15 protein-coding genes are annotated in these 13,852 nt (G+C 74.2%); 10 read left to right on the top strand and 5 right to left on the bottom strand.

The window, feature by feature from the left end; all coding sequences use genetic code 11:
- Positions 1-39: 39 nt before the first annotated feature.
- From ACI790_RS13640 to ACI790_RS13620, 5 genes are all read left to right on the top strand, one after another.
- Positions 40-363, top strand: a complete 324-nt coding sequence (locus tag ACI790_RS13640) for a hypothetical protein (protein ID WP_456570313.1) — start codon at positions 40-42, stop codon at positions 361-363.
- Positions 273-656 (top strand): transcriptional regulator, encoded by a 384-nt coding sequence (locus ACI790_RS13635; RefSeq protein ID WP_456570312.1) that lies wholly within the window; start codon positions 273-275, stop codon positions 654-656. The genes ACI790_RS13640 and ACI790_RS13635 overlap by 91 nt, the downstream gene beginning before the upstream one ends.
- Positions 657-680: 24 nt before the next feature.
- Positions 681-1,271, top strand: a complete 591-nt coding sequence (locus ACI790_RS13630) for a hypothetical protein (protein WP_456570311.1) — start codon at positions 681-683, stop codon at positions 1,269-1,271.
- A 68-nt stretch (positions 1,272-1,339) separates the two neighbouring features.
- Positions 1,340-1,702, top strand: a complete 363-nt coding sequence (locus ACI790_RS13625; RefSeq protein ID WP_456570310.1) for a VOC family protein — start codon at positions 1,340-1,342, stop codon at positions 1,700-1,702.
- Positions 1,703-1,773: 71 nt separating this feature from the next.
- Positions 1,774-1,962: a hypothetical protein gene (locus tag ACI790_RS13620; RefSeq protein WP_456570309.1), complete on the top strand. Its 189-nt coding sequence runs from the start codon at positions 1,774-1,776 to the stop codon at positions 1,960-1,962.
- Positions 1,963-1,995: 33 nt separating this feature from the next.
- Here the strand turns inward: ACI790_RS13620 and ACI790_RS13615 are convergent, their stop codons facing one another.
- A complete protein-coding gene (locus tag ACI790_RS13615; protein ID WP_456570308.1) occupies positions 1,996-2,592 on the bottom strand; it encodes an antibiotic biosynthesis monooxygenase in 597 nt (198 codons plus the stop codon).
- 118 nt (positions 2,593-2,710) lie between these two features.
- Here ACI790_RS13615 and ACI790_RS13610 point away from each other — a divergent pair, with 118 nt between their 5' ends.
- Positions 2,711-3,415, top strand: coding sequence for a M50 family metallopeptidase (locus ACI790_RS13610; RefSeq protein WP_456570307.1), 705 nt, complete (start codon positions 2,711-2,713; stop codon positions 3,413-3,415).
- An 83-nt stretch (positions 3,416-3,498) separates the two neighbouring features.
- On the opposite strand, the gene ACI790_RS13605 is transcribed toward ACI790_RS13610, so the two are convergent.
- Both ACI790_RS13605 and ACI790_RS13600 read right to left on the bottom strand, forming a co-directional pair.
- A complete protein-coding gene (locus ACI790_RS13605; protein ID WP_456570306.1) occupies positions 3,499-5,859 on the bottom strand; it encodes a glycoside hydrolase family 65 protein in 2,361 nt (786 codons plus the stop codon).
- The gene (locus ACI790_RS13600) at positions 5,856-6,599 is read right to left on the bottom strand and encodes an HAD family hydrolase (protein WP_456570305.1); all 744 of its coding nucleotides are present in this window, start codon (positions 6,597-6,599) and stop codon (positions 5,856-5,858) included. Before ACI790_RS13600 ends, ACI790_RS13605 begins: the two co-directional genes overlap by 4 nt.
- Before the next feature lie 165 nt (positions 6,600-6,764).
- Between ACI790_RS13600 and ACI790_RS13595 the strand changes: the two genes are divergently transcribed.
- Both ACI790_RS13595 and ACI790_RS13590 read left to right on the top strand, forming a co-directional pair.
- Entirely contained in the window at positions 6,765-7,310 is a 546-nt protein-coding gene (locus ACI790_RS13595; protein ID WP_456570304.1) for a YbhB/YbcL family Raf kinase inhibitor-like protein, read from the top strand.
- Between the two features lie 165 nt (positions 7,311-7,475).
- Positions 7,476-8,339, top strand: coding sequence for a serine hydrolase (locus tag ACI790_RS13590; protein WP_456570303.1), 864 nt, complete (start codon positions 7,476-7,478; stop codon positions 8,337-8,339).
- 12 nt (positions 8,340-8,351) lie between these two features.
- Here ACI790_RS13590 and ACI790_RS13585 read toward each other — a convergent pair whose 3' ends face one another.
- Positions 8,352-9,164 carry a GNAT family N-acetyltransferase gene (locus ACI790_RS13585; RefSeq protein WP_456570302.1) on the bottom strand — a complete coding sequence of 271 codons (813 nt, stop codon included), beginning with the start codon at positions 9,162-9,164 and terminating at the stop codon, positions 8,352-8,354.
- Between the two features lie 114 nt (positions 9,165-9,278).
- On the opposite strand from ACI790_RS13585, the gene coaA reads away from it, so the two are divergent.
- Both coaA and ACI790_RS13575 read left to right on the top strand, forming a co-directional pair.
- Positions 9,279-10,241 (top strand): type I pantothenate kinase, encoded by a 963-nt coding sequence (gene coaA, locus ACI790_RS13580; RefSeq protein WP_456570410.1) that lies wholly within the window; start codon positions 9,279-9,281, stop codon positions 10,239-10,241.
- 204 nt (positions 10,242-10,445) lie between these two features.
- Positions 10,446-10,649: a DUF5999 family protein gene (locus tag ACI790_RS13575; RefSeq protein ID WP_456570301.1), complete on the top strand. Its 204-nt coding sequence runs from the start codon at positions 10,446-10,448 to the stop codon at positions 10,647-10,649.
- Positions 10,650-10,692: 43 nt separating this feature from the next.
- On the opposite strand, the gene gcvP is transcribed toward ACI790_RS13575, so the two are convergent.
- Positions 10,693-13,743 carry an aminomethyl-transferring glycine dehydrogenase gene (gcvP, locus tag ACI790_RS13570; protein ID WP_456570300.1) on the bottom strand — a complete coding sequence of 1,017 codons (3,051 nt, stop codon included), beginning with the start codon at positions 13,741-13,743 and terminating at the stop codon, positions 10,693-10,695.
- Positions 13,744-13,852: the final 109 nt, after the last annotated feature.

The raw sequence follows: 13,852 nt of genomic DNA, 5'->3' as shown, positions 1-13,852 counted from the left end.
AGGAAACCCTGCCCTAGTCCCCGGTGGTTCTTCGTCGTGATGGCCGCGGTCGTCGGCGGGGTGACCCTGGCGCAGCTGCTGCCGCCGAAGACCGCCGGCATCGTGGTGCTGCCCCTGGTCGTGATCAGCGGCCTGCTCGCCTCCCGGTACTGGTTCAACCCCGAGGGAGTCACCGGAGCGTCGGTGAAGCTGACGGACATGGGCCCGTACCTGGCCGTCGTCCTGGGGACCTTCGCGGTGTGCTGGCTCGTCGACGGGACGACCGACGCCTGGTGGATCTGGTTCCCCGGCGCCGCGGTCACCGGCGGCGCCGTCCTCGTCACCGGCTTCCGCTACGTCCGGGAGCACGGGCACGGCCGCTGAGGCACGCCTCCTTCGACGAGGTCATCCACGCTCCGCACCGGCTGCGGATCTGCGCGATGCTCAGCGCCGCCCAGAAGGTCGAGTTCGGTGCGCTGCAGGAGAAGTTGGACATCTCGAAGTCGGCGCTCAGCAAGCACCTGGCCCAGCTCGCCGACGCCGGTTACGTCACACAGGAAAAAGGGGTCCGCGATTCGCGCAGCCGGCTCTGGCTGGCCCTGACCGCCGACGGCGACCGCGCCTACCGGGGCCACGTCCGGGCGCTGCAGGAGATCGTCGCCGCCGACCCCGGCTGACCCCGCAGGGGCGATGATCGGACCATGCCCCGCTCCTGGACCCACGTCGGCCGCTGCTGGACCAACGGTGAACCGTTCCTCGCCCTCGACGACACGCTGCTCCCCGCGTGGCGCGGGCTCAGCGACCAGGCGTACGAGGCGCTGGCGCCCCAGCTGGACTACCAGCTCACCGGCATCCCGGTAGGTGCCGGCACCGCGGCCCTGGTCCTCACCGACCCGGAGGTCGGCGACGAGGGCTGGCTGGAAGTGTTCCGGGCCGACGACGGCAGCATCGCCGTCGTCCAGGTGAACGCGGGCGACTACCGGGGCACCCTCGACGCCGCGCTGGCCTTCCCGACGGCCGACGACCAGCCCGGTGACGTCGTCGACGTGCCCAGCGGCCGGCTGGCGTTCATCAGCGCGGCGCTGGACGGCACCGGTGAGGACGGCGCCTTTCTGCTGCCGGAGTCCCCCGGCCCGATGCCGGACTCCGATGTGCTCGCCGACGACGCGGCGACCGACGCCAGCCCCTTGCTCGTCGTGCCGCCAGGAACCTTCCGGCTGTCGGTCCGCTGGCGCACGGAGCTGTACGAGGACGCCACCTTCGCCCGCTGGCTGCTCACGCGCGAGGGCTGACCGCTCAGTTCCCGCGACTCCGGCGGTCCATCCTGCAGCCGGCCCATCGACCTCCACCTGGAGGATGCATGCCCCCCACCGTGCGCCCGATCCTCGTCACGCCGGACCTCGAGCGCCTGCGCGCCTTCTACGTCGGCCTGCTCGACGCGGCGGAGACCGACCGCTTCCCCGAGGACGGCCCGCTGTTCTACCTGGGCCTGCGGGTGGGGAACTCCGAGCTGGGCCTCACGGCCGACGCGGACGCAGGCACCGGCACGCCGGGGCGGGTGCTGCTGAGCATCGAGGTGCCCGACGTCGACGGTGCACTCCTCCGCGTCGCCGCGCTGGGCGGCACCGCGCCGTCCGGATCGAACGACATGCCGTGGGGGCAGCGGGTCGCGCACGTCACCGATCCCGACGGCAACGCGGTGAACCTCACCCAGCAGCTGTGATCGGATCCGCCGGTTCCACCCGCAGCTCGCGGGTAGCGGCTGTCGAGGAGATCCGTCTGCCAGGAGGACACATGACCGACCAGCGCCCCGACACCGACGAGAAGCACGAGCCCGGCGGCACCCCCTCCCCCGGCCCCGACAACCTCATCGACAAGCCGGTCACGCCCGGCGACGACGGGAGGGCCACCGCCGTGCCGGGCGTCTACGAGGCCGACGAGGCAGAGCAGGAGCGCGGCAAGGCGGTCAAGCCAGGGAACTAGGTGGACAGCGGTGCCGGCCGGGCCCGGCACCGCCTACCGGTCGCGCCGGCGGCCGCCCTGCAGCCACCACTGCAGCCGTGCGGTGATCCACGGCAGCAGCAGGTACGTCATGAGCGGCGTCAGCACCGCGGGGACGACGAGGACCCGCAGCACCACGTGGAGGTCGTCGAGCGCCGCACCGAGCGTCACGGTCGCCAGCAGGTTCACCGGGAAGAAGACCAGCCAGATCGTCACCGCCTGCTTCCACCGCGGCGGTGCTGCGGCGGCCGGCAGCGCGTTCACCTCCTCGCTCAAAGGTGAGTCGAACCAGCCCTCGATGCCGGTGCGACGCTCGGTGCGCGTGATCTCCGCCAGTCCCTGGGCCGAGCGCAGCCACCACTGCCGCTCGGCCGAGGCCTCCCAGGCGGCGAGCGTCGGCTGGTCGGCGAAGCGGGCGAGCATGTGCCACTCGTCGGCGTCGCGTCGGGAGCGGACCCAGCCGCCCCCGAGGAAGCCGGGGAAGCTTTCCCCCATGCTGAGGCCGGCGCGGATCCACGCCGTCATCTCGCGGGTGTGCGCCCGGTCGGCGCGGCGCGTGAAGGACACCGTCACCGGGAGGTCGTCCCGGGTGACGGAGGCGGACGTCGTCATGTCCCCAGGATCGGGCCGAACGGCTCGCCCGCGTCACCCGTGCCGGTGTGAGACCCCCTCGGTCGACACCCCGCGCGCTCCCCCGGAACTCCCAGCCGCGTGCGGTTGACTGCCGGGCGTGGAGGCCCTCGCCCGGTTCTGGGGACGCGTGACGGCGACGGTCCCGGAACTCTCCACCACGGTGCTGCTCGCCACTGCCGCGGTCGCTGCCCTCCTGGTCCTCTCCCCCGCGCTCTGGCGACGGGCCCGGAACGTCGTGACGATCGCCCACGAGGGCGCCCACGGCCTGGTGGCGCTGGCAACCGGACGGCGGCTGTCCGGGATCCGGCTGCACTCGGACACCTCCGGGCTGACCGTCTCCGCGGGCCGGCCGACCGGGCTCGGCATGGTGCTCACCTGCGCCGCCGGGTACACCGGCCCGGCCCTGTTCGGGCTGGGTGCCGCGGCGTTGCTGGCCGCGGGTCACGCCATCGGGCTGCTCTGGTCGCTGCTGCTCCTGCTCACCCTGCTGCTGGTGCAGATCCGCAACTGGTACGGCCTCTGGTCGGTGCTGGTCACCGGCGGGATCGTCTTCGCCGCCACCTGGTGGCTGCCCCCGGCGGGCCAGTCGGCGTTCGCCGCGGTCGCCACGTGGTTCCTGCTGCTGGCCGCCCCCCGCGCCGTGCTGGAGCTGCAGTCCGCCCGCCGGCGCCGCGGTGCCCGGGACTCCGACGCCGACCAGCTGGCCCGGCTGACCCGGTTCCCGGCGTTGTTCTGGGTGGCGGTCTTCCTGCTGGTCGACGTCGGTGCGTTCGTTCTGGGCGTGAGGTGGTTGCTCGGCTGAACCACGGCTGTGGTCGACCGGCTGTTGGGGATAACGGTCGTAGCAGCGCCGTGGCTACGGCGCACGGACGGCGGGAGGCCGTGTCAGCCGCGCGAGCGGCGCCGGGGCTCGCAGCCCGGTGGCTGGTGCGCCGGCGCCACCTGCGGGGCCGGCGGGATGTCCAGGACGAGGTCGTCGTGGTCGATGCGGACCTGCCGCCCGTGGTGCCGGATGTCCAGCGGATCCCCGTCGACGAGGCGGTAGGTGGCCCGGTCCCGCGCGACGGTCACCGTGAGCTTCCTGCCCCGGTAGACCACCCGGAACCGCAGCCGGCTGATCCGCTCGGGCAGCCGTGGCGCGAAGGTCAGCTCCCCGCCGTGGTCGCGCAGCCCGCCGAACCCGGCGACGGCAACGGTCCACCCGCCCGCCATCGAGGCGATGTGCAGCCCGTGGCCGGAGTTGTGGTGCAGGTTCTGCACGTCGGTCAGCGCCGCCTCGGCCCAGTACTCGTAGGCCAGCTGCAGGTGCCCGGTCTCGGCGGCGACGACGGCCTGCTGGGTGGCCGACAGGGACGAGTCCCGGGTGGTCCGTGCCTCGTAGTAGGCGAAGTCGGCGATCTTCTCCTCGAGGGTGAACGCGTCACCCCGCAGGTGCAGCGCCATCACCAGGTCGGCCTGCTTGACCACCTGCTTCCGGTAGATCTCGAAGTAGGGGTAGTGCAGCAGGAGCGGAAACTTCTCCGGCGGGGTGCCGGTGAAGTCCCACTCCTCGTGGTGGGTGAAGCCGTCGGACTGCATGTGCACGCCGCGCTGGGTGTCGTAGGGCACCGCCATCAGCGACGCCGCCCGCAGCCACTTCTCGACCTCCTCCTCGGTCACCGACAGCCGGCCGGCGACGTCGGGCTGCCGGCGCACGGCCGCGGCGGCCTCGCGGAGGTTCCGCTGCGCCATGAGGTTCGTGTAGACGTTGTTGTCGACCACGGCCGTGTACTCGTCCGGCCCGGTCACGCCGTCGATCCGGAAGCCGTGCTCGGGGTCGAAGTGCCCCAGCGAGGCCCACAGCCGGCCGGTCTCGACGAGCAGTTCGGCGCCGTAGTCCCGGTCGAAGGCCTCGTCCAGGGTGGCGTCGTGGTACCGGACGACGGCGTCGGCGATGTCGGCGTTGATGTGGAAGGCCGCCGTCCCCGCCGGCCAGTAGCCGGAGGTCTCCTCGCCGCGGATGGTCCGCCACGGGAAGGCCGCGCCGCGCAGCCCCAGCACCCGCGCCCGCTCCCGGGCCAGCGCCAGGGTGGTGTGCCGCCAGACCAGCGCGTCCCGGGCGGCCTGGGGCGCGGTGTAGGTGAGCACCGGGAGCACGTAGGTCTCGGTGTCCCAGAACGTGTGGCCGTCGTAGCCGGGCCCGGTGAGCCCCTTGGCGGGGATGGCCTGCCGCTCGCCGCGCAGGCCGGCCTGCAGGACGTGGAACATCCCCAGGCGCACGGCCTGCTGCAGCTCGTCGTCGCCCTCGATCTCGACGTCGGCCTCGTCCCAGTGCTGGTCGAGCAGCTCCCGCTGCTCGCGCAGCAGCCGCTCGAAGCCGGCCAGCTTCGCCGTCGCCAGGGCGGCCTCCACCTGGTCGCGCAGCGCCGCACCCGACCGCCGCGAGGACCAGCCGTAGGCCAGGAACTTGACCAGCTTCAGCGATCCGCCGGGCGGGATGCGGGCGGCGAGGGTGTAGCGGGCGAGGTCCCCGCCGGCCTCGATGTCCTCGGTGCAGCTGTCGGGGATCTGGATGAGGTGGTCCATGCCGGCGGCCATGCGCAGCCGGCTGCGCTTCGTGCGGTGCACCAGCACCGCCCGGCGGCCGCGCCCGGCGGCCAGCTCGCACTCCAGCGGGCGGGCGAGGGCGGCGGCCGCGCGGGGGTCGCCGTCGTCGGCGGGCGCGCCGTCGTCGTTGGCCAGCAGGTCCGACTGCAGGGCGACGTAGAGGTCCCCGAGGTCGTCGGTGACCTCCACCTGGTACTCGATCGCCGCGATCGAGCGGCGGGCCAGCGACACCAGCCGGGTGCTCGTCACCCGCACCGTGCGCCCGCTGGGCGACCGCCACTCGGTGGACCGGCGCAGCACCCCGGCGCGCAGGTCGAGGGTCCGGCGGTGGTCGATCACCTCGCCGTAGTTCAGGTCCAGCGGGGAGTCCTTGACCAGCAGCCGGATGAGCTTGCCGTCGGTCACGTTGACGACGGTCTGCCCCATCTCCGGAAATCCGTAGCCCGCCTCGGCGTAGGGCAGCGGCCGCTCCTCGAAGAAGCCGTTGAGGTAGGTGCCCGGCACGACGACCGGCTCGCCCTCCTCCAGGGAGCCGCGCATGCCCAGGTGCCCGTTGGCCAGCGCGAAGACCGACTCGTGCACGGCCAGGCTGCCGCGGTCCAGCCCCACCTCGGTCAGCGCCCACGGCTCGACCGGGAAGACGGCCCGGCCCTCGGTCACCGCTCCTCCAGCAGCTCGACGAGTTCGGCGACGACGACATCGGCCCCGGCCGCGCGCAGCTCGTCGGCCTGCCCGACCCGGTCCACGCCGACGACGAAGCCGAAATCGCCTGCCCGGCCGGCGGCCACGCCGGCGACGGCGTCCTCGAACACGACCGCCTCACCGGGCGCCACCCCGAGCGCCCGGGCGGCGGCGAGGAAGGTGTCGGGGGCGGGCTTGCCGGACAGCCCGTCGCGCTTGGCGGTCAGCCCGTCCACCCGGACGTCGACGAGATCGGCGAACCCCCCGGCCGACACGACCCGCTCCCCGTTGGCCGAGGCGGTGACCACGGCGGTCGCCAGCCCGGCCTCGCGCACCGCCCGCAGGTAGCGGACCGCCTCCTCGTAGACCTCGACACCGTGCTCGTCGAGCTCGGCGAGCACCAGGACGTTCTTCCGGCTCGCCACGCCCTGGACGGTGTCGGCGTCCGGCGGGTCCCCCGCGGTGCCTTCCGGCAGGGTGATCCCTCTGCTGACCAGGAAGTCCCGGACCCCGTCGGCGCGGTGCTTGCCGTCGACGTGGCGGTTGTAGTCCTCCTGCGTGAACTCCGGCGCCGCCGGGTCCCGGGCGCGGAGGAACTCGTCGAAGGTGCGCTTCCAGGCCGCCATGTGCACCGTCGCCGTCCGGGTGAGGACGCCGTCGAGGTCGAACAGGCAGGCCCGGACGCCGTCCGGGAGGCCGACCGATCGCGGAGTGGACACGCCGCGACGCTACCGGCGTCGTGCGCCACGCACGTGTCGGGACGACGGCACTCCGGTGTCGCGACCGCCGACGGGCGCTGCCGGGCGTGGCTGCCTAGGGTCCGACGAGGAACGCCCCGGCGGATCCGACCAGCCGTTGCACCGCTACCGAGGGAGAGGACCACCATGGCCGACCGGCCCACCCCACCGAACCCCTACGACTTCCTGCCGCAGGTGCCGGGCTTCTCCGTCACCAGCAGCGACGTGTCCGACGGCGAGAAGCTGCCGATGCCGCAGGTCAGTGGCGTCATGGGCGCCGGCGGCGAGGACCGCTCGCCGCAGCTCTCCTGGTCCGGTTTCCCGGAGGACACCCGCAGCTTCGCCGTCACCGTCTACGACCCCGACGCGCCCACCGCCAGCGGCTTCTGGCACTGGGCGGTCGCGAACATCCCGGCGTCGGTCACCGAACTGCCCTCCGGCGCCGGCGACAAGGACGCCCCGCAGCTCCCGGAGGGGGCGGTGCAGCTGCGCAACGACGGCGGCTTCGCCGGCTTCGTGGGGGCCGCTCCCCCGGCCGGCGACGGACCGCACCGCTACTTCGTGGTGGTGCACGCCGTCGACACCGAGCGGCTGGACGTCGACGCCGACGCCACGCCCGCGGTGCTGGGGTTCAACCTGTTCTTCCACACCCTGGCGCGGGCCACGCTGGTCGCCACCTACGAGCAGCAGTGAGGTACTGCCGCTGTGCGGCCGTCCGGTCGCACAGCGGCACGGCCACCCCGCCGGTGCATGAACCTTCATCCATCCCGGTGAGGCGGCGACCGGCCGGGGCATGAACCCAGCGTGTCTCATCCGGTGGCCCGACAACGGCCCGGCTCCGGGCGAAGCGCACGTGTGGTGGCCCTGCTCACCGTGGTCCACCTGCTGGCGCTCGGATGGGCCCTCCCCGGGCGCGCGGCGGCCGGTGGACCGCCTCCGGACCGGCTCGTGGCCGCTGCGGCGCAGGCCTACGGGGCGGACGGCACGCTCGCGGTCGTGGTCGCCCGGCAGCACGCCCGGATCACCGAGGGCAGCGTCCGCGCCGCCGAGGCGCGCGCGGCCCGCCGGGCCGCCTACCGCTCCGACAACGGCCCGGTGGCCGGCCGGCCGTTCCCGACCGCGTCGATGGTCAAGCTCTTCATGGCCGAGGACATCCTCGGCCGGGCCCGCGCCGGCTCCCTCGACCTCGCGGCCGCCGACCGCGACCTGCTGCGCGACATGATCCGCCGCTCCGACGATCCCGCGGCCTCCACCCTGTGGGTGCGCTTCGGCGGCGGGCAGATGGTGCGCGACGTGGCCGCCCGCTACGGCCTGGCGGGCACCGGCCCGCCGCCGGCGCGCATCCCCGGGCAGTGGGGCCAGGCGGTCACGACGGCCCGGGACGTGGCCCGGTTCCTCGCCGGGCTGCCCGTGGTCGCCCACCCCGAGGACGCGGCGGCCGTGCTCGGATGGATGCGGGAGGCGACGCCCGAGGCCGCCGACGGGTTCGACCAGCGGTTCGGGTTGTTCGGCACGCTGCCCGGCGAACCGGCCGTGAAGCAGGGCTGGATGTGCTGCGTGGACGGCCGGCGCCACCTGCACTCGGTCGCCGTGCTCGGCTCGCGGGTCGTCGTGCTGCTCAGCGAGGTCCCGCGGTCGGTCGGCTACGACCCGGCACGCGCGGCGCTCAGCGCGGCCGGGGAGGCGATCGCCGCCCGCCTCCCGGCCCCGGGGAACAGCTGAGCCGGCGGCCGGCTACTCCTCGGGCGGCAGCTCGGCGACGGCGGTGGTGGCGATGCGGGCGAAGCCGATGCGCTCGTACACCCGCGCCACGTCGTCGTCACCGGCGGCCAGGAACACCAGGTCGGCGGTCTCCCGGGCGTGCGCGGCCAGCGCCGAGGCCAGGCCGGCCCCGAGGCCGCGGCCGCGCAGCCGGGGCAACGTCGCCACCCCGACGATCTCGCTGACCTCGGTGCCGTCGAGGTCCACCGGCTGGTGCGAGCCGACCGCGACCGGGGTCCCGTTCTCGATCGCCACGATCATCACGGTCCGCCCCTCGGCGATCCGCTCCCGGAGGACGGCGGTGCGCGCGGCCGCCTCCGGCGAGGTGTCGGTCGGCACCTCGTGCACGTCGGCCGGCCCACCGGGGTGCGCGAAGGCCAGGACGGCGAGCTGCTGGTAATGCGGCAGCTCCGGGTCCTCGGCGCCGACCAGGAACAGCCGCACCCCCGCCGGCAGCACCACGTCGACCGGGTCGTCGGCCACCAGCAACGGCAGCTCCTCGACCGTCATCCCCGCGGCGCGGGCGGCGGCGGCCACCCCGGGGACGCGCTCGGGGATCCATTCCAGGGCGGCCGGCAGACCGGCGGCCCGCTGCAGCGCGATCGCACCGCGCACGTCGTCGGCGGTGACCGCTCCGGCGTCCTTCCGGGGCCGGGCCGGATAGGGCCAGGTGGACTCAGCGATCGGGACGTCGAGGGCTCCGGCGCTCTCGATCCGCGCGTCCGGCAGCGGCGCTGCGGTGAAGTACCGCTCGATGCACTCGAGCAGTCCCGGGCGGGAAGGCACGGGAGAACCCTAGACGTGCGGCGTCCCGCCGGGGTGCTTCCCCACCGGCCGGCCGGGCCCTGCCCACCCGCCCGGGTGACCCGCGCGCAGGTCGCCTCCGGGTGGGACGGCACGATGGGGTCCGTGACGGCTGGGACACGTGGCTCCATCTCGCCCTACGCGGTGTTCGACCGCGACTCGTGGCGGGCGCTCGCGGCCGGCTCCAGCCTGCCGCTGGACGCGGCCGAGCTGGACACGCTGGCCTCCCTGGGCGACCGCATCGACCTCGACGAGGTGGCCACCGTCTACCTCCCGCTGGCCCGGCTGCTGAGCCTGCACGTCACGGCCAGCCGCCGGCTGTGGGCCGCGCAGAGCGAGTTCCTGGGGAACGCGACCGCCAAGGTGCCGTTCGTCATCGCCGTCGCCGGAAGCGTCGCCGTCGGCAAGAGCACCACCGCCCGCCTGCTGCAGACGCTGCTGGCGGCAACCCCCGGCGCGCCCCGGGTCGACCTGGTGACCACCGACGGCTTCCTGCTGCCCAACGCGGTGCTCGAGGAGCGGAGGCTGCTGGGCCGCAAGGGCTTTCCGGAGAGCTACGACCGCCGGGCGCTGCTGCGCTTCCTGGCCGACGTGAAGTCCGGCCGCGAGGAGGTGTTCGCGCCGGTGTACGACCACCGGTCCTACGACATCGTGCCGGGACGGGTCCAGGCGGTGGACCGCCCCGACATCCTCGTGCTCGAGGGGCTCAACGTGCTGCAGGCCGGGCGCCGCACGGACGGATCCGCGCCGGAGATCTTCCTGTCGGACTTCTTCGACTTCTCGGTCTACGTCGACGCCGCCGAGGCCGACATCCAGCGCTGGTACGTCGAGCGCTTCCTTGCGCTGCGGCGGACGGCGTTCCAGGACTCCACCGCATACTTCCACCGCTTCGCCGCCCTGACCGACGAGCAGGCCCGCGAGACGGCGCTCGACATCTGGTCGGCGGTGAACGGCCCGAACCTGCGGCACAACATCGCGCCGACGCGGTCGCGCGCCCGGCTGGTGCTGCAGAAGTCGGCCGACCACTCCGTGCGCCGGGTGCTGCTCCGCAAGCTCTGACCCGCCGCGTACCGCCGTCGGCACCGGCCCGCCTTCGCAGGACACTTCGGCACCATGGCAGGTTCTGCCGACCCCGACGGGTGACCATGTGACTGTCATCACGTGACCAACGGGGCAGCCAGGCCGAGACTGGACAAGTCCGGTGATCGGACGAGCACTGCCAGTGACTGCCGACCTACCCCGGCGTAACGGATGAGAGCCGCCATGTGCACCCACCGCACCCCCTGCCCCGAGCCCGCCAGCGAGGCCCGCGACCTCGCCGCGGTGGTGCGCAGCCACCCCGAGCAGGGGTGGCGCCTGCTCTGCAACGGCGTCGTCCTGTTCGACGACGACGGCGAGCTGCTCCCCGACGGCCGGGCGTTCCCCGACCACCACGTGTGGCTGGCGCCCGACCTCGTCAGCGCCTGACCGCCGGGCCGACGCCCCGCTCCCCCGCCGCGGGTGCTGCGCCCTACGCCTGAGCGCCCACGACGTCGGCGGTCGTGCCCAGGTCGTCGGGCGCCCCGGCCGACCGCTCCGGGGTCGATCCGTCCGCGCTCGGGGCGTGCTCGTCGAAGTCGTGCTCGGCGAACGCCTCGGGCGGCGGGCACGAGCAGACGAGGTTGCGGTCGCCGTACGCCTGGTCGATCCGCCGGACCGGGCTGAGGTAGCTGCGCCCCTGCAGGCCGCGCACCGGGTAGACCGCCGTCGTCCGGGGATAGGGGCGACCCCACTCCCCCGCCAGCATCGCCAGCGTGTGCGGGGCGTTGCGCAGCGGGTTGTCGGTGCGGTCGAACTCCCCCGTGGCGACCTTCTCGATCTCGCCGCGGATGGTGACCATCGCCTCGACGAACCGGTCGAGCTCGGCCTTGTCCTCGCTCTCGGTGGGCTCGACCATGAGCGTGCCCGCCACCGGGAAGCTCATCGTCGGCGCGTGGAACCCGAAGTCGATCAGCCGCTTGGCGATGTCGTCGTTGGTGACGCCGGTGGCCTTGGTGAGCGGCCGGATGTCGAGGATGCACTCGTGCGCCACGAGCCCGTTCGTGCCGGTGTAGAGCACGGGGTAGTGCTCGCGGAGCCGCTCGGCCAGGTAGTTGGCCGCCAGGATGGCGTGCTGGGTGGCCCGGGTCAGCCCGTCGGGGCCCATGAGCCGCATGTAGGCCCAGGAGATGGGCAGGATGTCCGCCGATCCCCACGGCGCGGCCGACACCGGTCCCGGACCGGTCTCCGGGCCGGCGGCCGGCACGACCGGGTGGTTGGGCAGGAACGGCACCAGGTGCTCCCGGACGCCGATCGGGCCCACCCCGGGGCCGCCGCCCCCGTGCGGGATGCAGAAGGTCTTGTGCAGGTTCAGGTGGCTCACGTCGGAGCCGAACCGGCCCGGCCGGGCCAGCCCGACCAGCGCGTTGAGGTTGGCGCCGTCGACGTACACCTGACCGCCGGCGTCGTGCACCGCGGCGCAGATCTCCTGCACCTCGGTCTCGAACACCCCGTGGGTCGACGGGTAGGTGAGCATGATCGCGGCCAGCCGCTCGGCGTGCTGATCCACCTTGGCGCGCAGGTCGGCCAGGTCGACGTTGCCCGCCTCGTCGCAGGCGACCACGACCACCCGCATGCCTGCCATGACGGCGCTGGCGGCGTTGGTGCCGTGCGCGGAGCTGGGGATCAGGCAGACGTCGCGCTGCTCGTCCCCGCGCGACCGGTGGTAGCCGCGGATGGCCAGCAGGCCGGCGAACTCGCCCTGCGACCCGGCGTTGGGCTGCACGCTCACCGCGGCGTACCCGGTGACCTCGGCCAGCCCGGCGCACAGCTCCTCGATCAGCCGGGCGTAGCCCCGCGCCTGCTCGGCGGGCACGAACGGGTGCAGGTTCGCGAACTCCGGCCAGGTGATCGCGGCCATCTCCGTCGCGGCGTTGAGCTTCATCGTGCACGAGCCCAGCGGGATCATCGTGCGGTCCAGCGCCAGGTCCTTGTCGCTGAGCGCGCGCAGGTAGCGCAGCATCGCGGTCTCCGAGCGGTGCGCGGAGAAGACCGGGTGGGTGAGGAACGGCGTCCGGCGGCGGAGCCCGGACGGCAGCGCGTCGGCGCCGTCGTCGGCCGGCGCCGTGTCGTCGGCGGCCACGCCGAACGCCGCGGCGACGTCGCGCAGGATCGCCGGCGTCGTCGTCTCGTCGCAGGCGACCGCGACGGTGTCGTCGTCGACCCGACGCAGGTTGATCCGCCGCTCCGCGGCGGCGGCGACCACGTCCGCGGCGCGGCCGGGCACGGTCACGGCGAGGGTGTCGAAGAAGCGGTCGTGCGCCAGCCGCAGGCCGCCGGCGGTCAGCCAGCCGGCCAGCGTGGTGGCGCTGCGGTGCACCCGCGCCGCGATCGCCGCCAGCCCCTCCGGGCCGTGGTAGACCGCGTAGGCGCCGGCCATGACGGCCAGGAGCACCTGGGCGGTGCAGATGTTGCTGGTCGCCTTCTCGCGGCGGATGTGCTGCTCGCGGGTCTGCAGCGCCAGCCGGTAGGCGACGTCGCCGTCGGCGTCCACCGAGACGCCGACCAGGCGGCCGGGCAGCTGGCGGGCCAGGCCCTCGCGGACCGACAGGTAGCCGGCGTGCGGACCGCCGAACCCCATCGGGACGCCGAAGCGCTGGGTCGTCCCGCACGCGACGTCGGCGCCCCACTCCCCCGGGGCCTCCAGCAGCGTCAGGGCGAGCAGGTCGGCGGCCACGACCACCGCGGCGCCGGCCTCGTGCGCCGCCGCCACCAGCGCCCGGTGGTCGCGGACCGCGCCGCTGGCGCCCGGGTAGGACAGCAGGACGCCGAACGCGCCGGCCTCGGGCAGGTCCGTGGGCCAGCCGGCCGACAGGTCGGTGACGTGCAGCCGGATGCCCAGCGGCTCGGCACGGGTCCGCAGCACGCCCAGGGTCTGCGGCAGCGTGTCGGCGTCGACGACGAACACCGCGTCGCTCGTCGCCCGGCCGGCGCGGCGGACCAGGGTCATGGCCTCGGCCGCGGCGGTGGCCTCGTCGAGCATCGAGGCGCCGGCGACCGGCAGGCCGGTGAGGTCGGCGACCGTCGTCTGGAAGTTGATCAGCGCCTCGAGCCGGCCCTGGCTGATCTCCGGCTGGTACGGCGTGTAGGCGGTGTACCAGGCCGGGTTCTCCAGCACGGTCCGCTGGATGACCGCCGGGGTGAGCGTGCCGTAGTAGCCCAGGCCGATCATCGAGGTGAGGACCTCGTTGGCCGCCGCCCGTTCGCGGAGCATGGCCAGCACCGCGGCCTCGTCCTCGGCCGGTGGCAGGTCCAGCGGGGCGCGGTCGCGCACGCCCTCCGGCACGCAGGCGTCGACCAGCGACTCCAGCGACGGATGGCCCACGGCCTCGAGCATCGCGGCGGTGTCACCCGGGCGCGGCCCGATGTGGCGGCCGGCGAAGGAACCGGCGGTGTCCAGGGCGTTCAGGGAGGGCAGCGGCCCGGCGAGCGGCGGGAGGATCTCCCCCGACGGCTCCGCCATGGCACCGGCACGGTCGACCATTGCAACGACGCTACCAGCGCACCGGAGGAACTCCCCGCGCCCGCCGGCAGCGGCGTCCACCGGCGACGGGCCGCACCCAGACCCGGCGGCACGAGAAGCGAAAGGCCCC

It is taken from the genome of Blastococcus sp. SYSU DS0539 (assembly GCF_054050855.1).
The sequence above is the reverse complement of the archived record's forward strand: the minus strand, read 5'-3'. Positions and strand labels throughout refer to the sequence as shown.

What these genes read in the sequence shown, in the direction of transcription:
- ACI790_RS13640 (WP_456570313.1), top strand. Translation starts at nt 40, where the DNA reads ATGGCCGCGGTCGTCGGCGGGGTGACCCTGGCGCAGCTGCTGCCGCCG.
- ACI790_RS13630 (WP_456570311.1), top strand. Translation starts at nt 681, where the DNA reads ATGCCCCGCTCCTGGACCCACGTCGGCCGCTGCTGGACCAACGGTGAA.
- ACI790_RS13625 (WP_456570310.1), top strand. Translation starts at nt 1,340, where the DNA reads ATGCCCCCCACCGTGCGCCCGATCCTCGTCACGCCGGACCTCGAGCGC.
- ACI790_RS13620 (WP_456570309.1), top strand. Translation starts at nt 1,774, where the DNA reads ATGACCGACCAGCGCCCCGACACCGACGAGAAGCACGAGCCCGGCGGC.
- ACI790_RS13615 (WP_456570308.1), bottom strand. Translation starts at nt 2,592, where the DNA reads ATGACGACGTCCGCCTCCGTCACCCGGGACGACCTCCCGGTGACGGTG.
- ACI790_RS13595 (WP_456570304.1), top strand. Translation starts at nt 6,765, where the DNA reads ATGGCCGACCGGCCCACCCCACCGAACCCCTACGACTTCCTGCCGCAG.
- coaA (WP_456570410.1), top strand. Translation starts at nt 9,279, where the DNA reads ATGGGGTCCGTGACGGCTGGGACACGTGGCTCCATCTCGCCCTACGCG.
- ACI790_RS13575 (WP_456570301.1), top strand. Translation starts at nt 10,446, where the DNA reads ATGTGCACCCACCGCACCCCCTGCCCCGAGCCCGCCAGCGAGGCCCGC.
- gcvP (WP_456570300.1), bottom strand. Translation starts at nt 13,743, where the DNA reads ATGGTCGACCGTGCCGGTGCCATGGCGGAGCCGTCGGGGGAGATCCTC.